This window comes from Flavobacterium amniphilum, assembly GCF_023634845.1.
GTDB classification, from domain to species: domain Bacteria; phylum Bacteroidota; class Bacteroidia; order Flavobacteriales; family Flavobacteriaceae; genus Flavobacterium; species Flavobacterium amniphilum.
On record NZ_JAMLJL010000001.1, the window covers coordinates 70926 to 94725 of the forward strand.

The 23800-nt window shown below is 39.3% G+C and carries 26 protein-coding genes; 5 read left to right on the plus strand and 21 right to left on the minus strand.

The window, feature by feature from the left end:
* Positions 1 to 4 precede the first annotated feature (4 nt).
* Positions 5 to 766: an exodeoxyribonuclease III gene (locus NAT51_RS00310; RefSeq protein ID WP_250593918.1), complete on the minus strand. Its 762-nt coding sequence runs from the start codon at positions 764 to 766 to the stop codon at positions 5 to 7.
* A 199-nt stretch (positions 767 to 965) separates the two neighbouring features.
* On the opposite strand from NAT51_RS00310, the gene NAT51_RS00315 reads away from it, so the two are divergent.
* Positions 966 to 2786: a GNAT family N-acyltransferase gene (locus NAT51_RS00315; protein WP_250593920.1), complete on the plus strand. Its 1821-nt coding sequence runs from the start codon at positions 966 to 968 to the stop codon at positions 2784 to 2786.
* A gap of 31 nt (positions 2787 to 2817) precedes the next feature.
* Here NAT51_RS00315 and NAT51_RS00320 read toward each other — a convergent pair whose 3' ends face one another.
* The 6 genes from NAT51_RS00320 to NAT51_RS00345 form a co-directional block, all read right to left on the minus strand.
* Entirely contained in the window at positions 2818 to 3102 is a 285-nt protein-coding gene (locus NAT51_RS00320) for a TM2 domain-containing protein (RefSeq protein ID WP_250593922.1), read from the minus strand.
* A gap of 15 nt (positions 3103 to 3117) precedes the next feature.
* Positions 3118 to 3513, minus strand: coding sequence for a DUF805 domain-containing protein (locus NAT51_RS00325; protein WP_250593924.1), 396 nt, complete (start codon positions 3511 to 3513; stop codon positions 3118 to 3120).
* Between the two features lie 108 nt (positions 3514 to 3621).
* On the minus strand, positions 3622 to 4044 hold the full coding sequence (locus NAT51_RS00330) for a hypothetical protein (RefSeq protein ID WP_250593926.1): 423 nt from the start codon (positions 4042 to 4044) through the stop codon (positions 3622 to 3624).
* Between the two features lie 69 nt (positions 4045 to 4113).
* Positions 4114 to 5064 (minus strand): 2-hydroxyacid dehydrogenase, encoded by a 951-nt coding sequence (locus NAT51_RS00335; protein WP_250593928.1) that lies wholly within the window; start codon positions 5062 to 5064, stop codon positions 4114 to 4116.
* An 86-nt stretch (positions 5065 to 5150) separates the two neighbouring features.
* Positions 5151 to 5825 (minus strand): hypothetical protein, encoded by a 675-nt coding sequence (locus NAT51_RS00340; RefSeq protein ID WP_250593930.1) that lies wholly within the window; start codon positions 5823 to 5825, stop codon positions 5151 to 5153.
* Between the two features lie 122 nt (positions 5826 to 5947).
* Entirely contained in the window at positions 5948 to 6229 is a 282-nt protein-coding gene (locus NAT51_RS00345; protein ID WP_250593932.1) for a hypothetical protein, read from the minus strand.
* A 185-nt stretch (positions 6230 to 6414) separates the two neighbouring features.
* On the opposite strand from NAT51_RS00345, the gene NAT51_RS00350 reads away from it, so the two are divergent.
* Complete coding sequence (locus tag NAT51_RS00350) at positions 6415 to 7344, plus strand: magnesium transporter CorA family protein (protein WP_250593934.1); 930 nt, start codon at positions 6415 to 6417, stop codon at positions 7342 to 7344.
* Positions 7345 to 7496: 152 nt separating this feature from the next.
* Here NAT51_RS00350 and mgtE read toward each other — a convergent pair whose 3' ends face one another.
* From mgtE to NAT51_RS00395, 9 genes are all read right to left on the minus strand, one after another.
* A complete protein-coding gene (mgtE, locus tag NAT51_RS00355; protein WP_250593936.1) occupies positions 7497 to 8849 on the minus strand; it encodes a magnesium transporter in 1353 nt (450 codons plus the stop codon).
* Positions 8839 to 9618: a 16S rRNA (adenine(1518)-N(6)/adenine(1519)-N(6))-dimethyltransferase RsmA gene (gene rsmA / locus NAT51_RS00360; protein ID WP_250593938.1), complete on the minus strand. Its 780-nt coding sequence runs from the start codon at positions 9616 to 9618 to the stop codon at positions 8839 to 8841. Before rsmA ends, mgtE begins: the two co-directional genes overlap by 11 nt.
* Positions 9619 to 9663: 45 nt before the next feature.
* Entirely contained in the window at positions 9664 to 9978 is a 315-nt protein-coding gene (locus NAT51_RS00365) for a hypothetical protein (protein ID WP_250593940.1), read from the minus strand.
* 71 nt (positions 9979 to 10049) lie between these two features.
* A complete protein-coding gene (locus NAT51_RS00370; protein WP_250593942.1) occupies positions 10050 to 10361 on the minus strand; it encodes a DUF4286 family protein in 312 nt (103 codons plus the stop codon).
* A 99-nt stretch (positions 10362 to 10460) separates the two neighbouring features.
* A complete protein-coding gene (locus tag NAT51_RS00375; protein ID WP_250593944.1) occupies positions 10461 to 12305 on the minus strand; it encodes a tetratricopeptide repeat protein in 1845 nt (614 codons plus the stop codon).
* Positions 12306 to 12433: 128 nt separating this feature from the next.
* Entirely contained in the window at positions 12434 to 13705 is a 1272-nt protein-coding gene (serS, locus tag NAT51_RS00380) for a serine--tRNA ligase (RefSeq protein WP_250593946.1), read from the minus strand.
* Between the two features lie 111 nt (positions 13706 to 13816).
* Positions 13817 to 15040 (minus strand): hypothetical protein, encoded by a 1224-nt coding sequence (locus tag NAT51_RS00385; RefSeq protein WP_250593948.1) that lies wholly within the window; start codon positions 15038 to 15040, stop codon positions 13817 to 13819.
* Positions 15037 to 15477 carry a QcrA and Rieske domain-containing protein gene (locus tag NAT51_RS00390; protein ID WP_250593950.1) on the minus strand — a complete coding sequence of 147 codons (441 nt, stop codon included), beginning with the start codon at positions 15475 to 15477 and terminating at the stop codon, positions 15037 to 15039. Before NAT51_RS00390 ends, NAT51_RS00385 begins: the two co-directional genes overlap by 4 nt.
* A 2-nt stretch (positions 15478 to 15479) precedes the next feature.
* Complete coding sequence (locus NAT51_RS00395) at positions 15480 to 16679, minus strand: di-heme oxidoredictase family protein (RefSeq protein WP_250593952.1); 1200 nt, start codon at positions 16677 to 16679, stop codon at positions 15480 to 15482.
* A 90-nt stretch (positions 16680 to 16769) separates the two neighbouring features.
* Between NAT51_RS00395 and NAT51_RS00400 the strand changes: the two genes are divergently transcribed.
* The 3 genes from NAT51_RS00400 to NAT51_RS00410 are packed head-to-tail and all read left to right on the plus strand — an operon-like array spanning position 16770 to position 19730.
* Positions 16770 to 18641: an Nramp family divalent metal transporter gene (locus tag NAT51_RS00400; protein WP_250593954.1), complete on the plus strand. Its 1872-nt coding sequence runs from the start codon at positions 16770 to 16772 to the stop codon at positions 18639 to 18641.
* Positions 18642 to 18643: 2 nt separating this feature from the next.
* A complete protein-coding gene (locus tag NAT51_RS00405) occupies positions 18644 to 19297 on the plus strand; it encodes a metal-dependent transcriptional regulator (protein WP_250593956.1) in 654 nt (217 codons plus the stop codon).
* 40 nt (positions 19298 to 19337) lie between these two features.
* The gene (locus NAT51_RS00410; protein WP_250593958.1) at positions 19338 to 19730 is read left to right on the plus strand and encodes a hypothetical protein; all 393 of its coding nucleotides are present in this window, start codon (positions 19338 to 19340) and stop codon (positions 19728 to 19730) included.
* On the opposite strand, the gene NAT51_RS00415 is transcribed toward NAT51_RS00410, so the two are convergent.
* The 5 genes from NAT51_RS00415 to NAT51_RS00435 all read right to left on the minus strand — a co-directional run bounded on the left by NAT51_RS00415 (position 19727) and on the right by NAT51_RS00435 (position 23778).
* Complete coding sequence (locus NAT51_RS00415; RefSeq protein ID WP_250593960.1) at positions 19727 to 19846, minus strand: FeoB-associated Cys-rich membrane protein; 120 nt, start codon at positions 19844 to 19846, stop codon at positions 19727 to 19729. The genes NAT51_RS00410 and NAT51_RS00415 overlap by 4 nt on opposite strands.
* Before the next feature lie 2 nt (positions 19847 to 19848).
* Positions 19849 to 20691: a hypothetical protein gene (locus NAT51_RS00420; RefSeq protein WP_250593962.1), complete on the minus strand. Its 843-nt coding sequence runs from the start codon at positions 20689 to 20691 to the stop codon at positions 19849 to 19851.
* Entirely contained in the window at positions 20692 to 22794 is a 2103-nt protein-coding gene (feoB, locus tag NAT51_RS00425; RefSeq protein ID WP_250593964.1) for a ferrous iron transport protein B, read from the minus strand.
* Complete coding sequence (locus tag NAT51_RS00430) at positions 22794 to 23033, minus strand: FeoA family protein (protein WP_250593966.1); 240 nt, start codon at positions 23031 to 23033, stop codon at positions 22794 to 22796. The genes feoB and NAT51_RS00430 overlap by 1 nt, the downstream gene beginning before the upstream one ends.
* 79 nt (positions 23034 to 23112) lie before the next feature.
* A complete protein-coding gene (locus NAT51_RS00435) occupies positions 23113 to 23778 on the minus strand; it encodes an SCO family protein (RefSeq protein WP_250593968.1) in 666 nt (221 codons plus the stop codon).
* Between the last annotated feature and the right edge of the window lie 22 nt (positions 23779 to 23800).

Here is a 23800-nt window from a genome sequence, read left to right on the forward strand (position 1 = left end):
TAATTTATTCAAGTTCAACTAAAATGGGGCAATGGTCAGAATGTTTGGCTTCGGGTAAAATGATAGCCCTTTTCATTCTGTCTTTCATGGGGTGGGAAACCAGATTGTAATCGATTCTCCATCCTTTATTATTTTCACGGGCGTTTGCTCTGTAAGACCACCAGCTGTAATGGTGCGGGTCTTTATTAAAATGGCGGAAACTGTCAACGAATCCTGATTCCATAAAAGCATTTAACCAGGCACGTTCTTCGGGAAGAAACCCTGAAACCTTTGCATTACGGATAGGATCATGGATATCGATTGCTTCGTGGCAGATGTTATAATCGCCTCCTATGATCAGATTAGGCACTTCAATTTTCAGGTTGTTGATATACCCATGAAAGTCGTCCATGTATTTGAACTTATGGTCCAATCGGTCGATATTGGTCCCTGATGGCAGGTACAAACTCATTACCGAGAAATCATCGAAATCGACACGAAGGTTACGCCCTTCATAGTCCATGTGTTCGATTCCGGTTCCGTAGACAACATTTTTAGGCTCTACTTTAGACAGAATAGCGACACCGCTGTATCCTTTTTTTTGAGCCGGGAAATAATACTGATACGGATAACCTGCCATTTCGATGTCCATAACCGGAATTTGGTCCTGGGTCGCTTTAATTTCCTGCAGGCATATCACATCGGGATTTGCGGCCTGTAACCATTCCAAAAAACCTTTGGTGATGGCTGCCCTGATCCCGTTTACATTATAAGAAATGATTTTCATTAATTAGGCGATTCGTTTTTTCAAAAGTATTGAAAAAACATTCGTCAACAAACCAAAAAAACCATTAAATGTTAACTAGTTATGAACCAACAGATTATGCTCCGCCGAGTTAAATTGTACTAGTTCTAATGTTAAATCTTTTTCGAAGAATACCATAAGTTTTGCTATCTTTGTAATTCGCTTAAAAATGATTGACTGAATGGGTTTAGTTACCGCTAAAGAAGTTGCAAAAGCAATTAACACGGATAAGTACGGAATTTTAGGTACTTTTTCCGGTTGGCTGTTAATGAAAGTGCTTCAAATATCCACATTAAATAAAATATACAACCGTAATAAGGATCTTAAAGACGTTGAGTTTTTAAACGCCATTCTGGATGAGTTCCAGATTAAGTTTGAAATCCCGGAAGAAGATTTGAAACGATTACCGAAAGACGGTGCCTATATTACCATTTCAAACCATCCGCTGGGAGGGATTGACGGTATCTTATTATTGAAACTGATGCTTGAAAGAGAGCCGAATTTCAAGATTATCGCCAATTTCCTGTTGCACCGCATTGAACCATTGAAACCTTACATCATGCCGGTAAATCCTTTTGAAAATCACAAGGATGCCAAATCAAGTGTGATCGGTTTGAAGGAAACGTTCCGTCATTTAAGTGATGGCAAACCGTTGGGAATGTTCCCGGCGGGAGAAGTTTCCACTTACAAAGACGATAAGTTAGTGGTTGATAAAGAATGGGAAGAAGGTGCCATCAAGGTTATCCGTAAGGCACAGGTTCCGGTGGTTCCTATTTATTTCCATGCCAAAAACAGTAAGTTATTTTACTTCCTTTCCAAGATAAGCGACACGCTGCGTACGGCTAAATTACCTTCCGAATTACTGACCCAGAAAGACAGGGTTATTAAAGTAAGGATTGGAAAACCGATTTCGGTTGCCGAACAAAACGAATACAAAACCATTGAAGAGTATACCGAGTTTTTGCGTAAGAAAACCTATATGCTTTCGAATGCTTTTGAAAAAGAATCAAAATTATTACAGACACCGATTTTAAAAACCCCTGCTAAACCTGCCAAAACCATTGTAACAGGTGCCAACCAGGAGAAGATGGTGGCTGAAGTTGAAAAACTGCGCGGCCAGGATGCCCGCTTGCTTCAAAGTAAGAACTATGAGGTGTTCCTGACTTCTGCGGATGAAATCCCGAATATTTTACACGAGATAGGACGTTTGCGTGAGATCACTTTCAGGGAAGTGGGCGAAGGAACAAACGAATCAATTGACATTGACAAGTTTGACCGTTACTATCACCATATGTTTTTGTGGGATGATGATGCGAAACAGATTGCCGGTGCGTACCGTATGGGATTGGGAAGCCAGATTTATGCCGAGCATGGTATAAACGGTTTCTATTTGCAGGATTTGTTCCGATTTGAGCCTGAATTATACGACATGATGAGCAAGTCGATTGAAATGGGACGTGCCTTCATCCGTTCAGAGTATCAGCAAAAACCGATGCCTTTGTTTTTATTATGGAAAGGTATTGTACATACGACTTTGCGTTATCCTGAGCATAAATTCTTAATTGGCGGCGTGAGTATCAGTAATCAGTTTTCGGAGTTTTCGAAATCGCTGATGATTGAATTCATGAAGTCACATTATTATGACCCTTACATTGCCCAATATGTACATCCTAAAAAGGAGTACAGGGTGAAACTGAAGGATGCCGACAAAGATTTCATCTTCAATGAAACCGAAGCCGACTTAATTAAATTTGACAAGATCATTGACGAAGTAGAGCCGGGTAATTTACGTTTACCGGTTTTGATCAAAAAATATATCAAGCAAAATGCGCGTGTGGTTGCGTTTAATGTGGATCCGTTGTTTAACAATGCCGTTGACGGATTGATGTACATCAGGATTGCCGATTTACCCGAAAGCACCGTTAAGCCGGTTATGGAAGAATTCCAGGCCGAGCTGGAACGCAAGCATGCAGAAGAACAAAACAAAAAAGCCGAAGAATAATCTCCGGCTTTTTTTTATTACCTTTTTTATTTTAGAACCAAGCCTTTTTGTTTGCCTGATACGTTTGGTAAAATTCTTCGTCAGATTTAGTAAGATAGATGATTCCTTCGATGAATCCTAAAATACTTCCTGCTCCACAAGTTACAACAGTAATACCGATTTGGATAAGTCCTTCGTTAGTGTATCCTAAGATAAACTTGTGAACTCCAAATCCGCCGAATAAAATCCCCATTACTCCTGCTAAAACTTTTTTATTCTCTTGTTGTGGTGCTTGTGTTGGATTGTTCCAATCCTCATTTGGTTTTGATGTTTCCATTTTTATATTAATTTGTTATTCTTGCGTTTGTCCGATTTCTTCGATTGACTCGGTATTGTTTTTCGGATCCGGACCATAAGCGTTAGCTCCTTTTTCACCTTCTGTTAAAGCAAGGATTAAGCTATAGATTGGAATTAAGCAGTACCATCCGCTTTTTCCCACATCGTGCATTCTTCTTACTGCAACTGAGATACTTGGTACTAACAATCCTAAATAAACCACTAATGCGATACCGGAAAATATCAAAGTCAACACAGTGCTTCCCGAAGCCGCAACTACACCAGCCAAAATATTAACCGCTACAACCAATATCATAAATACCAATACAAAATACCAGTATTCACTTCTTCTTGCTCTTCCATTGAAATTAGCATAGTTTTCAAAAACTGCTTTTTTAAACCATTGAATCATAATTTTTAAATTTAGTTAGTTTTGTTCCTACTCTGTTCTGGATTTTCGGTTCCTCCATAGGGCATGCAATATATAAAAATATACGAAATTTTTTACTTTGAATACATTTTAGTTATCACCATATTCCTGATCTTGCAGATGGTGTGCTTTTTTATACAATATAGTTGTTGCCAAAATGAGTATAATTCCTTCTGCTGTAAAGACAGACATGTGATCTATTTCGCCAGAAATATAAGTACAGCCCAATCCGAAAACTGACAGCCCTATTCCCAATATAAGCACCTGAAGACGGGCTTTGTGGCTTCCGATCAATATATTGTTAGCCAGAATCAGTAAGTTTAAACCCGAGATAAGCATCATGATTGACGAATAAAACCAGATCATTTGCATATCGTTTGCAGCGAGTTCCTGAATTTCCCCTTTTTCAATGTGGTCGATTACGGCCTTCATTCCCAGAAAAGCGTGCGGAAAGAAACTCAGTACCGATAACACCCCGATTGCAATAACCAAGTAATAAGACGTTTTGTTCATTGGTCAGTTTTTTAGTTCAGATAAATATATTAAAATATTTCTTACAATACTGTATTTCAACCACTTCTGCTAACTATACATATTAACTATTTTATCAACAATTGTCTGTGCGAGTTTAATTTTACTTTCGAAAGTCCACCCGGCGATATGCGGTGACAGGATTACATTATCAGCCTGCAGCAGGTATTCAAAGGCTTGTGGTTTATCCCCTTCGAAGAGCGTTTCGAACGACAGCTTCTCATATTCGAGTACATCGAGACCGGCGCCCAAGACTTTCCCTGATTGCAAAGCTTCGGTCAGGTCAGCTGTTACGACACTGTTCCCGCGGGCCGTATTGATGAACCAGAACGGTTTACTGAAAGCATTGATAAATTCGGCATTGATCATTTTATCCGTTTCAGGCGTCCACGGTGTATGCAGACTCACTACATCCACCTTTTGACGGAACTCTTCCAATGCAACCTGTTTGGCATTTTCATCCCCGACATTATCGAGGATATCATAACAAAGTACTTCCACATCAAAGCCCCTTAATTTTTTAGCAAACGATTTCCCCATATTACCGTAACCGATGATACCGACCGTTTTCCCGTCCAGTTCATGTCCGCGGTTTGATTCCCGGTTCCAGTGGCCGGAGCGCACTTCTTTATCAGCCTTGTTCAGCTTATTGAAAAGCGACAACAACATACCCAGCGCATGTTCCCCAACCGCGTTACGGTTACCTTCCGGAGCTGCGATGAGATTAACCCCTTTGCTTATTGCATAGTCACAGTCGATACTCTCGAGTCCGGCCCCCACCCTTGCAATGAATTGTAGGTTAGTTGCCTTGTCCAGAAACTGTTTGTCGATTTTAAAGCGGCTTCGGATGACGATACCGTTGTAGTTTTCGATTTTAGCTTCGACCTCTTCTTTGGAAGAAACGAAGTCTTCGATATTCTGAAAGCCTGCTTCCTGAAGTTGGTTCCAGAGTAAAGGATGGTTACTGTCGATGTGCAGGATTTTAATGTCTTGTGGTTTCAATGGTGTTGTTATTTGATAGAATCCAAAGTTACAAATTTGGCTTTGCCGAAAATAAAAAAACTCCCGTGATTTTCGGGAGTTTTACATTACTGGACAGTTTCCTTTTTATTTGATGCGGGTGCGACGCGGAGTTTTTTAACTAAATTGCTAACCGTATATTCTTTGGCTTTTGCCTGGCCTTGATACACCACCTTTCCAATTTTACAGACATCGGCAATGTATTCATTGTATAATTTACCGTAGTTCCCAAGATTGGCATCAGTCAATAATTGGCGCTTTTGCATGATTTTACTTTGCAGATTACTTTTGATTGTAATTTCATTAAACTTCTCTTCCAATAACTCAGGGAGATTCGCCTTCATTGCTTTACTGTTCAACAAATCAAGATTACTGCTTATTATTTGATCAAGCGACTTAAGGTTTACCAATAACCCTTCCATATTGCGAAGTCTTAAGTTAACAAGCGTATCGTGTACAATTGTTGTGGGCAATCCTGTCTTTTCCACCACGATTCCGAACAACTTTAAAGGTTGGCGTAAATCATCAGCCAACTGATACAGTTCTTTGGTAACAATTTTTTGCTGGATGAGCAACGTATCGTTCCTTTCCAGTTGTCGTACCATTTCGGTATGTGTTTTGAAAGCATTTAAAAACGTTTCGGAAAATAATTCATTTTCAGCTTCCAATTGGGCTTGGTCTCTTTCAAAACTGGCGATTAACATATCGGCCACCGGTACAAATTCTTCTTGTCTAATACTCATAGTTTTTTTGTTTAAATAATTGATATTTATGTTATTTGTGTTATATGATGAATTTTCCTACGCAATGTTTGTGCCAAAATTTAAAAAACAGAGCAAACACAACTATTTTAATCTTCTGAGCCTTACTTTGCATCTTCCAATCCATTCTGCACTCGTTCCAAATCATTCTGCACTTCTTCCAAATCATTCTGCACTTCTTCCAAACCATTCTGCACTTCTTCCAAACCATTCTGCACTTCTTCCAAACCATTCTGCACTTCTTCCAAATCATTCTGCTCTTCTTCCAAACCATTCTGCACTTCTTCCAAATCATTCTGCACTTCTTCCAAATCATTCTGCACTTCTTCCAAATCATTCTGCACTCCTTCCAAGCCATTCTGCACTCCTTCCAAATCATTCTGCACTCGTTCCAAATTCTCCTCCCAAAAAATTAAGGTAATTTTAAGGTTGACTTCAAATCAGAAAGCTTACATTTGCGCCGAAATTCAGTATTCATAATAAAAATGGACGATTCCCAGAGGAAATATTATTAATAATGAACAAGCGTCATGCTTTTTGACACTTGTTCAGAAAAACAATGGTTAAAAGCATGAAAAACTACTTCAAAAACGGCTCGTGTGGTTTAGAGATCACCGACAATCGAAACGGAAACTGCTGGATCAACATCGAGAATCCGACCCCGGAGGACAAAAACTACTTATTAAACGAGTTACAGATTCCGGAAGCCTTTTACAACGACATTGAAGATATTGACGAAAGACCCCGTATTGAAGAAGAAGACGGCTGGCATTTGATTATTATCCGTATTCCTTATAAGAGCAACAACCCGAAATTACCCTTTTCGACGATTCCGTTAGGGCTTATTTTTAATGAAACCCACTTTGTATCGGTATGTTTCCACAAAACCGAGATGCTGGATGATTTTATTACCTATACCCACCGGAAGCAATTAACGGTGAAGAACCACTTTGATTTGGTTTTAAAACTGTTGTTGTCTTCCAGCATTTGGTACCTGAAATATTTAAAGCAAATCAACCAGCGCATCAAGTTGGCCGAAGATAATTTAGAAAAATCGATCAAGAACGAGGAATTGCAGACGTTGCTGGAACTGGAAAAATGTCTGGTTTACTTCATCACCTCATTGAAAGGGAACGATATTTTGTTCCACCGGGTAAAAAACAGTAAAACCGAGAGAGATACTTTTGATCCTGACTTACTCGAAGACGTGGATATTGAGTTGAAACAGGCGCAGGAGATGTGTAACATTTACAGCAACATCCTATCGGGTATGATGGATGCATATGCTTCGGTTATCTCGAACAACCTGAACGTGATCATGAAACGGTTGACATCGATTTCGATTATTTTGATGATCCCGACGCTGATTGCGAGTTTGTACGGAATGAACGTGCCGAATACTTTGGAAAACAACCCGAACGGATTATTGATTATCGTGTTGGTTTCGGCGGTTTTGGCAATGATTGGAGCGGTGTTGTTTAAGAAGAAAAATCTATTTTAGACAGCTTAGACATTTTAGACTTGCTTAGACTACTTAGACTCCTTAGACTTTTAGATTGATAGATAATTACAATAATTTAAGTAATCTAAAATATCTAAGGAGTCTAAATGGTCTAACTATCTAAGAAGTCTAAAATGTCTAAGTAGTCTATCTTAAAAACCAAGAATCATCTTAGCGATCGAGAAGTAAATTAAAATCCCGAGGATGTCGTTGCTTGTGGTGATGAACGGACCGGTGGCCAAAGCCGGGTCGATGCCGTATTTGTTTAAGATGATGGGAATAAACGTTCCGTTGAGTGATGCGATCACAATAACCGAGATCAGGGCAACGGTAACGGTAACTCCGATGTGTGCTTCGAAATTGAGCAGGAAGTAACTTCCCATGAATAGTATGGCAGCCAGGATAACTCCGTTAAGTAAACTGAGTGAGAGCTCTTTTAACAAACGCTCCATGATACTTCCGGTGATGGCGTTGTTTGCCAGACCCTGAACGATGATCGCTGAGGATTGCACCCCAACGTTTCCACCCATAGCGGCGATAAGCGGCGTGAAGAAGAACAGTTCCGGGTGTATTTGCATGGCCGGTTCGAACAAGCCCAGTACGCGTACACTGATAAACCCTCCGAATAAAGCCAGTACTAACCATGGCAGGCGCGCACGTGTTAATTGGAGGATGCTGTCATCTGCCTCAACGTCTTGTGAGATACCCGCAGCCAACTGGTAATCTTTATCGGCTTCTTCTTTGATTACGTCAACGATGTCGTCGATGGTGATACGGCCCACGAGTCGGCCCATTTCGTCGATAACCGGAATGGCTTCCAAGTCATACTTTTGCATGATACGGGCTACTTCCACGTCTTTGGTATCGACCTTTACGTAATCTACTTTTTTGATATAGACATCACTGATGGGAGTTTTGGTAGAGGTCGTTAATAAGTCTTTCAAGGAGAGACGCCCTTTTAGACGGTCCTCGTCGTCGACCACATAAATGGAATGCACACGGGTTACATGCTCAGCCTGGAGGCGCATTTCCTTTACACAGGTTAATACGTTCCAGTTTTCGTTGACTTTAACCAGCTCTTTTCCCATCAAACCTCCGGCAGTATCTTCGTCGTAGCGCAATAATTCGACAATGTCTTTTGCGTGTTCGACGTCTTCCAGCTCAGAGATTACTTCTTCTTTTTTGGATTGCGGTAGTTCCGCGATGATATCGGCAGCGTCGTCTGTGTCTAATTCATCCAGCTCTTCAGCAATTTCTTTTGCCGATAAACCTTTAAGGATTTTAACACGTACTTCTTCATCAAGCTCTAATAGTGCTTCGGCCGTTTTTTCGGAGTCCAGTAATTTAAAGACGTAGCTTGCACCATAATCGTCAAGCTCATCCATAATATCGGCAATATCAGCAAAGTGGACATCCTGCAACAGGTTTTCCAGCTCCTGTGCACGGTTTTCACTAATCAGTTGTTCGATCTGAACAAGGAAGTCCCTGCTGATTTTAAACTCCATCGGCTTGTATTTTTTGAGTCAGTTCTATGAATTGTTCTACCGAAAGTTGTTCCGGCCGCAGGTCAAAGATAGTATCTTGGCGCAAACTATCGGACATATTAAAGCTTTTAAGACTGTTGCGGAGTGTTTTTCTTCTTTGGTTAAAGGCCGTTTTCACGACATTGAAAAACATTTTCTCGTCGCAGGGCAATTTATAATTTTCCTTGCGGCGCATACGCATTACCCCGGATTTTACTTTTGGGGGTGGCGTAAACACGTGTTCCGATACGGTAAACAGGTATTCGGTATCGTAAAAAGCCTGTGTTAAAACCGAGAGAATCCCATAAGCCTTAGTTCCTTTTTTTTCGCAAATCCGTTCAGCCACTTCTTTTTGGAACATCCCTGAGAATTCAGGAATACGGTCGCGCATTTCAAGTGTACGGAAAACGATTTGGGACGATATATTATAGGGGAAATTACCGATGATGGCAAAAGGCTCATCATTGAAAACTTCTTTAATATTGTATTTTAGAAAGTCTTTCGAAATGATCCGGTTGCTCAGTTTGATGTAATGGCTTTGCAGGTACTCCACTGATTCGGTATCGATTTCAATAACGTACGTCTCAATGGGTTTTTCCAACAGGTATTTTGTGAGCACACCCATACCCGGACCAATCTCCAATACTTTATTGTAGCCTTCAAGCGTTAAGGCATCGGCAATTTTCTGTGCGATGTTTTCATCGTTCAGGAAGTGTTGTCCGAGGTGTTTTTTTGCTTTTACTTTATCCATTTTTTTTAGAGTTGCAGAGTTGCAGAGTTACAAAGTCCCTAAGTATTAAAACCAGGGTTTTTTATTTCCTTCCACAACATTTATAACGTATTGTTTGCTCCACACGAGCATTCCCCGTTTTCCTATTGCTGCTATTTTGTCTGTATCAGCGCCTTTATTTACAGCCCACATAATCCATTTTGGTGTCATTACTTTCCAGTAAATCCAACCTAAGAACACTCCGATAATAATGGTCCCTTTCGGATCTTTCAATAAAAGGCCCAACAAGGCCGAAGAACCTATTATGATGGCTATTACCGGCAGGTTAACCAGGAGTTGCCCCCGTAATGCAATTTGGAAATCTGTCAGTTTCTTTTCCATTTTTAGATTATTAGATTGTCCGATTATCCGATTGTCCGACTCATCTAATAATCGGATAATCTGAAAATCTATTAATGTTCGCTGATTAATTCCAGTTCGGTTCGGAAAGCCAGCATTTTGTCACCAAAAAGCCTGAATCCTTCTTCACGCAGTCTTGGTGCGTCTTCGTCGTAATAACGCTGTAAGGTTTCTTTACAGTCGGTTGTATATTGAACAGAATAGGTTATTCCGCCCATTTCTTCTTCCACCAATACTTTAACCAATCGTGCGGATGTGAATTTTCCTGTTGCCAGTACATCAGCAATGTGTTTGTTTTGCATCCAATCCATCCACTGATCGTGAACACTTTCGTGGATATTTATTGTTACGTTATAGATAATCATTTTTTTTTAGATTATTAGACTCCTTAGATTATTAGACTTCTTAGATTCTTTAGAATTTATCTATTTTCTAAGAAGTCTAAGTAGTCTAAGCCAGTCTATTTATAAATTAGTATCTCCTCTAAGTTTTCTGAAGTTATTCCTAGCGTCTACAAAGTAAATACTATCTTGGTGATTGAACAAGATTTTTTCATATAAACTCTTCGCTTTTTCGTTATCGTTTAAGTATTTCCGGTAGATCTCGGCTGCGAAGAACAATGCTTCGTCGATGTAGATATCTTCCGGGAACCTGTCGATTATTTGTTGGTAGTATGTTAACGCCTGTTGGTAATCCTTTTGTTTCTCATAGATTTTACCAATTTGCAGTAAAGTTTCATCTTCAATGCTTTGGTCTTTGTGTTGTTGCAGGATTGTTTTAAACTGCTCGAGTGCTTCGGTATTTTTATTCTGATACGACAGGAAATCAGCCCGTGCGAATTTCTTTAAAGCCACCTGTGTTGAATCTTCTACCGTATTATCTGAAATCAGTAAGAACAACTGCAAGGCATCATTGGCAATTAACTGCGAAGCCGAAGATTTCAAAACCTTGAACTGTTGCTGTGCCCAGTCGAAATCACCTTTATAGTAACTTGCTTTGGCCATTTTAAGGCTTGCCTGGTGTGCGATTTCATCGTTAGACAAATCCTCTTCCACCTGTGCATAATAAATGATGGACTGGTTGAACTTTTCATTGAGCAACAATACATCTGCCAGTTCCAGTTTGATTTGTGCTTTTTGGTATAGATCTAATGGAAGCTCGAGTGCTTTTGTTAACGTTTCTTTCGCCGGTTCGAACTGTTTCAGGTAAAAGGCATCAAAATGCGCTTTTTGAACCTGCAGCTGAATCGTGCGGTTAGACGTTCCGAATTGCTGTAACAGTTGGCTTATTTTTGTTTGTATCACTGGATAAGTAGCCGGCGTTGCCTTTTCGATATCCAATTTCAAGACGGCACAGTTCACGTTTATCAAAATATCACTGTCCTGTGTATTGGCCAGGACGAATTCCAGGATTTCCCGTTCGGTTTCCGTTTCATTTTCATCTGAAGCCAATCGTGCCAATGTGAGTATATTACTGAAATTATCCGGATTGCGTTTGAAAATCGCTTTTTCCTGAATGAAAGCCTTTCCGTATTCTTTTTGTTGGACGAAGAACCAACTCATGAACTGATTCCAGAACAAATCCTGGTTTTTTTGTGTACGGATAAGCAAAGCCTTTCGCAGGTAATCGGCAAAAACCTTGCTGTGGTCTTCTGCGAGAAAGCGGTTTAGCTGATTTTGAACCAGTAATAGATTATTTGGGTATTTATAACCATAATCGATTAACGAATCGATCATCAGGTCAAATTTCCCAAGCTGTCCGTGGAGTAATGCAATTTGATAATCAAAGTTATTATTCGGATTCAGTTTCTGACCTAATGTGTACGCTTCAATTGCCTGCGGGATGAGGACTTTTATTTCAAACTCACGCGCGACTCCGTATACATTATTCGAATTTTCTTCGATTTTATCCAGTGCCAGTTTGTAGTTTTTCTGCGCTTTATCCAGTTGGTTCTGCAATTGGTAATTATAGCCCAATTCGACATAAAGCTGTGCCGCTTTAGTGCGGTCCAATTTAGTTTTTATGGTATTTTCCGCCTTTACGAAATCCTTAAGCTGCTGGTAGCAGGCAATTAATTTCTGGAAATGCTGATGGTTATTGGGTTGGGATCTGAGTAAGTCTTCATAGATCAGAACCGCTTTATCGAATTCCCCCCGGTCGAAATAGTTTTGGGCCAGGTATTCGTTACCGCCTCCCTGCTGTTGTATGTGCGCCTGTGGATTTCCACCCGGCGGCGGCGTAACCGTATACGTTTGCCCAAAAGCGATTCCGCTTAACAGCAATGCGACGATTTGAACAGTATTTCTCATGGGTATAAAAAACAATGTACTAAGGTAGTAATAATTTTACCACATTAGTACATCTTAAGTTTTTGTTTAACGTTTGACATTCCATGTCCCCGATCATTTTTTTACAAAAATCACCCGAGCAGACGGAGTTAGTTTATAATATCAAACCCGGTGTATTTGCGCAATACTTCAGGAATAACGATTCCTTCCGGTGTTTGGTAATTTTCGATGATTCCGGCAAGAACACGAGGTAATGCCAATGAACTTCCGTTTAACGTGTGCGCCAATTGTGTTTTACCGTCTTTCCCTTTGAAACGTAATTTCAAACGGTTTGCCTGGAACGTTTCGAAATTAGACACTGATGAAATTTCCAACCAACGGTCCTGTGCTGTTGAGAACACTTCGAAATCGTAAGTCAATGCCGAAGCAAATCCCATATCACCACCACATAAACGTAAGATACGGAACGGTAGTTTTAATTCACGCATGATTTCTTTTACGTGTTCCACCATACCGTTTAAGGCTTCGTGAGATTTTTCAGGGTGTTCGATACGAACGATTTCTACTTTATCAAACTGGTGCAAACGGTTTAACCCGCGTACGTGAGCTCCCCATGAACCTGCTTCACGACGGAAACAAGGTGTGTAACCTGTAACCGTAACAGGCAATTCACTTTCCTGTAAGATTACATCACGGTAGATGTTAGTTACCGGAACCTCAGCAGTAGGGATTAAATACAAATCGTCTTTTGCATCGTGGTACATTTGTCCGTCTTTGTCCGGTAATTGTCCGGTTCCGTAAGCAGAAGCTTCGTTTACCAGGTGTGGCACCTGAACTTCCTGGTAACCGGCATCGGTATTTTTATCTAAGAAGTACGAAATCAAGGCACGTTGTAATTTGGCTCCTTTTCCTTTGTATACAGGGAAACCCGGAGCAGTGATTTTAGTACCCAATTCGAAATCGATGATATCGTATTTTTTGATTAATTCCCAGTGTGGCAATGCACCTTCGTGCAATACCGGGATTTCACCTTCTTCAAAAACATTTTCGTTATCGTCTGCTGTTTTTCCTTTCGGAACGATGGCAGTCGGTGTATTTGGCAATTTGTACAATTCCAGTGTCAGTTCATCTGAAACCGTATTCAAAACTTCAGAAAGTTCCTTTCCTTTTTCGCGGAACTGTGTCGATTTTTCCTTCAGGATTTCAGCTTTTGCCTTTTCCCCTGATTTCATTAAAGCACCAATGTCTTTGGACAGTTTATTGGATTCGGCTAAAATGTTATCTAATTCCACTTGTGTTGCACGACGTTTTTCGTCTAATGCAATTACAGAATCAACTATAGCGGTTGCATCAAAATTTCTTTTGGCCAACGCCTTAATCACTTCTTCCCTTTTTTCCCTAATAACTGCGATTTGTAACATGACTTTAATTTTATACGAACGCAAATTTAATGATTTTTGCTTTCGTTAAACGGAAATAATCAATGACAGAGAGGAAAAGCCAAAATTACTTTGCAAAACCTCGGTCATGAATTAAAAATACGTTGAAATTCCGATGCTGAAACCGTCAGTGGTTGCCGGTGGGTTTTTCAGGATATCCCTTTGTTTCTGGAAGCGGTAATTTAAACGGATAACTGTTTGAGCGGTAGGCCTGAAACTTACTGCCGGCATGATGCTCCATACATCTTCCCCGATGTCTCCTCCCGTTTCGCGGAATGAACCCACGTTCCAGTCGACATATTCAAAGCGGCACGCTACATTTAACTGTGCGTTTTCCCAGTCCAGCATTCTTCTTTTCAGGACAGGCTGTACGATATCAACAAATCCTCCATGCTGTTTGCTTCCGAACTGCTGGCCGTATGTACTTGGCACATCGACATGAATCCATGCCCATTCCCCGGTGATAAAGGTTTTCACTTTAGGTAATGTTGAGTTGAAGTCAACCGCAACAACATCTACCCTTCTTTTCTTGTCGATAATCATCCCGTCATCCTGGAATTTATTGTAAACCCCGCCCATGTATGACAAACCGATTTCCCCTATTTTACTGTTTCTCACTGCCAATTTACCCGTGAACAGAGGTTCCCCGCTATTGATCTCCTCGAAGCGTTCCGGGTTTTCTTTGGCAGCAGGTAAGAATGTTTTATTTTCGGTGTTTTCAATAATGGAATTATCGAAACTTCCTGACAAATACATTTCATATCCGAACATCCAGTTGGACGTATATTTTTTTCCGTACAAACCAACTCCCGAATTACTGAAAGTACCCGGAAGCATTTGTGTAGCTGATATTGGACGATCGGTAAACTCCCATTTCGGTCCGTCGTGGTTTTGGTTGAAAGAACCGATTGGATTTAAAATAATACCTGCGCGGAGGTTTGCCAGTGGATGGAATTCGACATCAACCGAAGCAAATTCCAATGCTATTTCTTTTCCACCGTCTTCAAATTCAATTTCACTTAAAAATTTAACCCTTTTACTGATTGCAGAAGAAATAAAAACCGACATTCTTCTAGCTTGGAACTGATGTCCTTCTGAGACACCGTCTGTGGTCATTTTCTGCCAGTTGGTTTCCACATACCCACCGATGGATACCGGTATTTTTGAAAAACTCATGGACGGTCTATTGTAGACTGCATCCATATTTAAGGCTTGTTTTATAGTATCTTTTACCGGTTTCTTTAACAAACTCGGGTCAATCTGTGCATTCGAAGAAAAAGAAATTAAAGTAATTATACTGATGTAGAGCAATCTCATTTTAAAGATATTTTTAGGGAATTATTGTCAATTGTAACCGGGAATTTGCGCAGTTCTTTTTCTGCCGGTCCGGATTCAACCATCCCTTTGTTACTGAATTCGCTACCGTGTGCGGCACATTGCAGTTTATCGCCAAACACTTGGAGTTCGGCACCCTGATGTGTACAAAGCATAAACAAAGCACTGTAATTTTGTGCATCAAAACGGTAGACGCAAATTGGCGCTTTCAAAATATCATGATGAACAATTATGTATTTTCTATATTCGACACCATTATCTTTTCTGATTTCAAAATCCTTCAAATCAACAATCAAATCAGAATCTTTGATCTCACCGTTAATTCCTTGTGTAGAACTACAACCCTGAAGTAATGTAACTCCTGTTATTCCTGCCAGACATCCCAGTCCACAGGTTTTTAAAAATTGTTTTCTATTCATAATTACAAAGATTCGATGAATTTGATTAATGCTTTCTTTTCAGTCTGTGAAAGGTTATTGAACCCGTTTTTACTGTTGGCCGCTTCACCGCCGTGCATCTGGATTGCTTCTTCAATGCTTCGGGCGCGTCCGTCATGCAGTAAAAAATAGCTTCCTCCCTGAGATGATTTTGCCAGTCCGATTCCCCATAAAGGCGGTGTACGCCATTCGGATGTTTTAGCAGAACCTTCCGTATAACCATCATTCAGACCACTTCCCATATCATGCAACAACAAATCGGTATAAGGAGCAAACGTTTTATTTGACAACGCTGCAATTGGAGAATAACCGGTTGTTAACGAAGGTTTATGACACGAAGCACACTGGATCTGGCTGAACAGGTTTTTACCCTGAACCACAGCCGGATCATTTGGTGTTCTCTGGATTGGCGCTTTCAATACTTTTAAATAGAAAACCAAATCGTTTACCGTACTTGTTGGTACTTCAGGATCAATTTCCTCATGCGAATACACATCATACGGGTTATACATAGAGGTAATTCCCATGTCCTGATTGTATGCATTGGTTGTTTGGTGTAATAAATCGTACGCAGCTGCTTTTTTACCAAAACGTCCTATGTATTTTCCGTTTTGCTCAATAGCATCCTGTGGTGCTGTTGAAAATGAAGGTTTGTCGATCCAGTTTGGCACACCTGAAATCCCGTCACTGTCCTGATCGTTAGGATCAGCCATGGCTAAAATAGCAGCATCGGTTACATATTGTAAAAAACCTAAACCGGTATTTGCCGGAGGCGTGAATTTAGAAAATGTAGCACCAAAAGGAATTTGTTCCGGCATAAAACCCGGTAAAGCCCTGTTTTGCAATTGCGGTCCACCCTGTTCAAGAAAATGATTACCTGTTTCGTCAATTTGCCCGAAACGCGTTAACGTTGTTGAAGGATGACCTTTCCCATCCCCTGCGTGACAGCTGATACAACTGGTAGCAACAAATATTGACCCAAGGCCTGTTTCTCTGGTAAAAACTTCATTAAAAGCAACATCACCTTTTAAAAAACGAGCTGATTCTTCATGGGTTAAACCCTCAATCGTACCATCCAGAACTTCATTATCAGCAGGTATTTCGGTATAGGTATCTTCACAAGATACAAATACTGTAAGTAAAAGAATACAAAGTGTTTCTTTTACCAAAATTACTGTTTTCATTTGTAGAAATTAAATTTTAGACAAAGCTAAAAATTAAATTTTAGATAGCAAATATTTTAATTAAATTTGCCTTAACCAATTATAATAGAAATGAGTAAATCATTAGAAGAAGTCCACGAATCGGTTTCGACTCAAAATAAAACATCGATATTCAGAAAAATCCTTGCCTTTTTCGGTCCTGCTTATCTTATTAGTGTGGGTTATATGGATCCCGGAAACTGGGCAACCGATTTAGCCGGCGGAAGTCAGTTTGGTTATGCTTTGATCTGGGTACTGTTGATGAGTAACATCATGGCATTGCTTTTACAGAGTTTGAGCGCAAGACTGGGAATTGTGACCCAACGTGATTTAGCACAGGCTTCCAGGGAAACCTATTCTAAATTTGTAAACTATGTTCTTTATTTCTTAGCAGAAATTGCCATTGCTGCCTGTGATTTAGCTGAAGTTTTGGGTATGGCCATCGGATTGAATTTACTCTTTGACATTTCGCTTATCAATGGTGTATTCATTACTGTATTAGACACATTCTTATTACTCTTCCTCATTAATAAAGGAATACGCAAGATGGAAGCCTTCATTATTGCATTAGTAGCCATCATCGGATTTTCATTTGTATTTGAAATGATATTTGCGCAACCTGAAGTAAGTAAGATAATTTCAGGATTAGTTCCTTCATTACCGAATGATACTGCTTTATATATTGCTATCGGTATTATTGGAGCGACTGTTATGCCTCACAATTTATACCTCCATTCCTCTTTGGTACAAACACGGAAGTTTGACCGCAGTAAAGAAGGTGTCAAACAAGCTTTAAAATACAACTTCATTGATTCGACCATTGCCTTAAACCTCGCTTTTTTTGTAAATGCGGCTATTTTAATCCTGGCGGCAGCCACCTTTCACAAAAACGGCTATTTTGAAGTAGCCGAAATACAGGATGCCCACCAACTCTTAGCGCCTTTATTAGGCACCAAATGGGCACCAATCTTATTTGCAGTAGCCTTGATTGCGGCCGGGCAAAGTTCGACCATAACCGGAACACTGGCCGGACAAATCATTATGGAAGGCTACCTGAATTTACGCATCCAGCCATGGGTACGACGCATCTTAACCCGTTTGATTGCTATTGTTCCGGCGGTTATTGTGATTTCGATTTTCGGTGAAAGCGTTACCGGAAAACTATTGATTTTAAGTCAGGTAATTTTGAGTTTACAGTTAGGTTTTGCCATTATTCCGTTGATTCATTTTGTAAGTGATAAAACCAAAATGAAAGGATTCCATATTTCCAGACCCACACAAATTGCAGCCTGGATAATTGCTACCACCATTGTTTCACTGAATGCCAAATTAGTTTATTCGGAAATAGTTAATTTACTGGAATCATCAGAAAATCCGGTAATTCTTTGGTTCACGGTTGTTCCATTGGCAATAAGCTTTTTAATTCTTTTACTATATATTGTTTTCAAGCCTTTTATATCCAAATCGAAAGCAGATATTCAAAATCATTCACCTCATAACCTGAAATTAAAATTTACCACTTCAGAAGCACATTCCAAAAAAGACATTGCGATTCTGGTCGATTTTTCGAATGCAGATGAAGCGGCGATTAACCATGCCTTTGAATTAGGCGGAACAGAGGCAAAATACACCCTGATCCACGTAGTGGAAACAGTGGGCGCCATGATTTACGGTGACGATATTGAAGATTGCGAGACGACTATCGACGAAAAGCTTTTAAAAGAATACGAGCAAATGCTGAACGACAAAGGATTCAAAGTTGTGAGTATTTTAGGCTTCGGAAAACCGGACAAATCGATTCCAAAGATCATCAACGAAGGCACTTACGATATTTTAGTGATGGGAACCCACGGTCATACCGGAATAAGTGATTTGCTTTTTGGCACAACAGTTGATAAATTGCGCCATCAAATCTCGATTCCGTTATTTATCGTAAAAAATTAACCATGACTTTTTCAGAAGAAAACTATCTTAAAACTATTTACCATCTGACCACACTCCTGGATTCGGAAATCAGCACTAATGCCATAGCCGAAAAAATGGAAACCAAAGCATCATCTGTAACCGATATGCTAAAAAAACTTTCTGAAAAAAACCTGGTTCATTATAAAAAATACCAAGGCGTTTCATTGACCGAACAGGGATTGCATTCGGCTAAAATGATAGTGCGAAAACACCGCTTATGGGAAGTTTTTTTAGTTGACAAATTGGATTTTCCCTGGGATGAAGTTCACGATATTGCCGAGCAATTGGAACATATCAAATCCGAAAAACTGATCAATAAACTGGATGAATTTTTAAATTTTCCAACCGAAGATCCACATGGCGACCCGATTCCCAATGCAGACGGTATGATTGTCAAAGTTGAAAAACAATTGCTGTCGGAACTGCAGGAAAAGCAAACCGGGGTTTGTGTGGGCGTTAAAGACACTTCATCTGAATTCCTTCAATACCTGGACAAACAGGAAATCGCTTTAGGTTCAAAAATCGAAGTCGTTTCAAAAGAAACATTTGATTTATCCCTTAAAATTAAAGTGAATCAGAAAGAAATAATGATTTCGAACAAAATTGCCGCGAATCTATTTGTCAAAAAAGTGTAACTTGTGGAATCATTTTTGATGACCAACTAAAAAACACTTTATGAAAAAATATATCGTATTATTGGGTTTTGCCTTATTTCTTATCGGATGTGCAACAGCACAAAATGACAATATCATCAATCAGGAATTAGATTCCAAGAAAGGAAAAGAAATTGTTTTGGTAAAAGTCATCAACGATTCCCGTTGTCCGGAAGGCGTACAATGTATTTGGCTGGGAGAAATTACTTTTGAAGTGGCCGCTTACGAAAACGGAAAACTATTAGAACAAACACAATTGACCATTACGCCCAATAAAGAAAAAACAGTAGTTGATTGGTTCAGTAAATATTTACCTGAAAGCAAAACCCCGTTAAAACAAATTGGCATCAGTCCCTACCCGAAACAGGATACACAGATCAATCCGTCAGATTACGTGATTAAACTGATTTATTAGTGACAACCACAGTCGGTATCGCAATTTTTGTCTTTCTTTTTTTTGAAAAAGAATTTTTTAATCAGGAATCCGACCGCAACAAACAATAAACTAAAAGCAATTATTTCCTGTATCATACTTAAAAATAAATTCCACCGCCAACTTTTAAAAACTTATAAGTTGGCGTTCCTATTTTAACATAATCATAGCCTAAAGAAACCATGAAACGGTTCAGGTGGTATCTCCCTTGAACTTCCAGTGCATTAACAGGCTGGCTGTTGATGGCACTCCATTTTGTACTGGCAGCGAGTGAAATCTGTTTCCCCAGAAAAACATCGGTATCAACACCAAAACTCAATCCGCCTTTCCTTACATTGTTTGCCACATAAGAAGCACCAAGTGTCCATCCTAAGTTGAATCTTTTTGTTCTGATTCTGTCATACCCAAAGTTAAAGTAATACAATGACAAACTACTGTTTGAAGAATTAAAATTGGTGCGTTCCTGTATTTGATGCAAATCGGCCTGAAGGTAAAAATGCCTTGTTGGCCTAATCTTAACTTCAAAATAATTTCCATACAATTGCTTGCTGTTGAACAACAGATTTTCTTCAATATCCACCCGAAATTGCCCTCTGGGTTTTCTCCCTTCAACCGTAACCGAATCCCTTTTTTCCATTTCCTGAAAATTCCCTGAAGAAAAATCATCGTAATAAGGATAGGGTGTTAATTTATTTGACAGATGATCTTCATATTCTGTTCCGAAAAAAGTTGCCTGTAACGCCATAAAAAAGACATCTACAAAAAAAGTTTCCAGAATACCGTTGTCATCATCATCGTCATCTGAATTACTATAGTTCGTAGTATTTCTTACGGCAGAATCTTCTGTTAATTCTCTTTTTGATTTATCAATCCTGCTCTGTCCGAATGAACTATTCAGCGCAAGAAAGAAAGCAAGAGACAGGAATACGTATTTTTTCTTCATTTATTTTAAAATCTGGTAAGCAAATAAACACACAACATATGCGAATCCGCTCATAAAAACCAATTGGACCATTGGCCATTTCCATGTGTTCGTTTCTTTCTTAGTGATGGCCAAAGTAGAAATACACTGCATGGCAAAAGCATAGAACAATAATAATGAAACTCCTGTCGCGAAGTTGAAGATTTTACCTCCGGTAACCGGATGCACTTCTGCAGCCATCCTGTTTTTAATGGTAGTTTCTTCCTCCGAATGGCTTCCCACACTGTAAATTGTAGCTAATGTTCCCACAAAGACCTCACGCGCTGCAAACGAACTCACTACCGCAATACCGATTTTCCAATCGTATCCGAGAGGTTTAATAACAGGCTCAATACTTTTTCCTACAATCCCGATGTATGAATTTTCCAGTTTATAAGAAGCAACCAAATCTTCTTTTTCGCCTGAAATGGTTTTATTCTGTAATTGTGCTTCAATGATTTTATCGGCGTTGTGAAAAGTATCATTCGGGCCGTGCGATCCCAAAAACCATAAAATCACGGACAATGCCAGAATAATCTTTCCGGCACCAAACACAAACGATTTGGTTTTCTCCACCACATTAATCGCTACGTTTTTAAACATGGGCACTTTGTAACCCGGCATTTCCACCACAAAATAACTGTTGGATTTAATGCGTAAAACTTTATTTAAAATATAAGCCGAAACTATAGCCATTGCAAAACCAAGCATATACAATGTCATCAGTGTTAATCCCTGCATATTGAATATACCGAATAAACGCTTATCGGGAATAATTAATGAAATCAAAATCGCATATACCGGTAATCTGGCCGAGCAGGTCGTAAAAGGTGTTACCAGAATCGTAATCAGTCTTTCTTTCCAGTTTTCAATATTGCGGGCCGCCATAATTGCCGGAATGGCACAGGCAGTTCCCGATATCAACGGAACAACACTTTTTCCGCTTAGTCCGAAACGTCGCATTATTTTATCCATCAAAAATACCACACGGCTCATGTAACCGCTTTCTTCCAATACCGAAATAAAAAGGAATAAAAAAGCAATCTGGGGAATAAAAATAACGATACCTCCCAATCCCGGGATAATCCCTTCAGCAATCAGATCAGTCAAAATACCCGGAGCTAAATTTGCTTTGGCATAGGAACTCAGCGTAGCAAAACTTCCGTCAATAAAATCCATCGGAACGCTGGACCAGTCAAAAATAGACTGGAAGATAAGCAGCAAAATTCCGAAGAAAATTAAATACCCATACACTTTATGCATCAGGATACGGTCTAATTTACTCCGTAAATCCTTAGCTGAACTGGCATCAACGGTTTGCCCTACTTTCAGGACTTCATTGATAAACTGATACCGTTTAATGGTTTCCTTGTGCTGTAATCTTTTTAAATCTTCCTTTGATTTTGTGAAAGAAGGATTCGGTAATTCCTTCCGGTTCAGATTGACAAAATTGACATCCTGTGTGATTACCAGCCATAATTTATACAACAATTGATTTGGAAATGCTTTGCGCAGATTTCCGAAATATACCGGATCAATTTCTGACGCATTCAAACAAGGTTCAGTTGGAATATTTTTATAATTGATGATCAGGTTTTTCAGTTCATCAATCCCTTCCTTTTTTCTGGAGCTGACTAAGGCAATTTTAGTCCGCAGCATTTTTTCCAGATACGGAATATCCAGAGTAATCCCTTTATAAGACATCCTGTCAGCCATATTGATGACTAAGATTGTAGGGATTTCAAGATCTTTAATTTGGGTAAAAAGCAGTAAATTCCTTTTAAGATTTTCAACTTCAGTAACCACTATGACAACATCCGGATAATCTTTATCATTACGGTTCAGCAATAATTCGATCACCACATTTTCGTCAAGCGAACTTGCATTTAAACTGTATGTTCCCGGTAAATCAAGAATAGTGGCTTTAAGGTTCGAAGCCAGTTTGCAAACCCCGACTTTCTTTTCAACCGTAATCCCCGGATAATTTCCAACCTGCTGGTTTAATCCGGTCAGTTGATTAAAAACAGATGTTTTCCCTACATTGGGATTCCCAATCAATGCAATGTTAATATTCCCGACTTTCATTATTTTATTTCATTAGGAATTTGAACAAGAATTGCCTGGGCAGTTTCTAACCGTATGGCTAAATGTGAATCGTTTACATTTAAATATAAGGGATCACCAAAAGGAGCAATTTGCAGTATTTGCACTTCATTTCCGGGTAAACAACCCATTTCCAACAACTTTAAAGGAACTAAATCGATATCAAAATCCTGTATAATTCCTTTTTGACCTATTTGCAATTGTGCTAAGTTAATTTCCACTTATTTAGATTGAATTAAGATTGCAAAAATACTAATTAAAATCATTCTAAATATTATAAAAATCAAACAACTGTAATTATTAGTCTTGTGACAGAAATTTGATATCTTCTAATAGTTTTTCAACTTCTTCACGTTTTGTTCCGTCATAAAAACCACGGACACGTCTTTTCTGATCAACCAAAACAAAATTTTCGGTATGCACCATATCGTACATTTCTTCAGGCTTCCCTGTTTTAACTGCCAAATAAGATTTTCGGGCAATATAATAGATATCTTTTTTATCGCCGGTAACCAAATTCCATTTGGCATCAATCACACCTTTTCTTTCGGCATAAGCTTTCAAAACCGGAACACTGTCAATATCAGGTGTTACCGAATGGGAAAGCAGCATTACTTTTGGATTGTTCTTAATCTGCTCCTGTAACCAAACCATATTATCGGCCATTATCGGGCAAATTGTAGGACAGGTTGTAAAAAAGAAATCGGCTACATAAATCTTCCCTTCATAATCGTTTTGGGTAATCTTTTTTCCGTTTTGGTTCGTAAAAGAAAAATCAGAAATAAAATGTTCATTTGCAATATGCTGTATCGTTGTATCCACTAATTCAGGATTAACCATCGACGGCGTGTAAACCGGCAATACTTTTTTAGGTTTCAAAACAAAATAAAACAATGCTATACAAACAACTGAAATTAAGCTTAATGTAATGATGAACGTTTTGTATTTTTTTAATCGGGAAGTCATTTTAAATGAAATTTGATGCAAA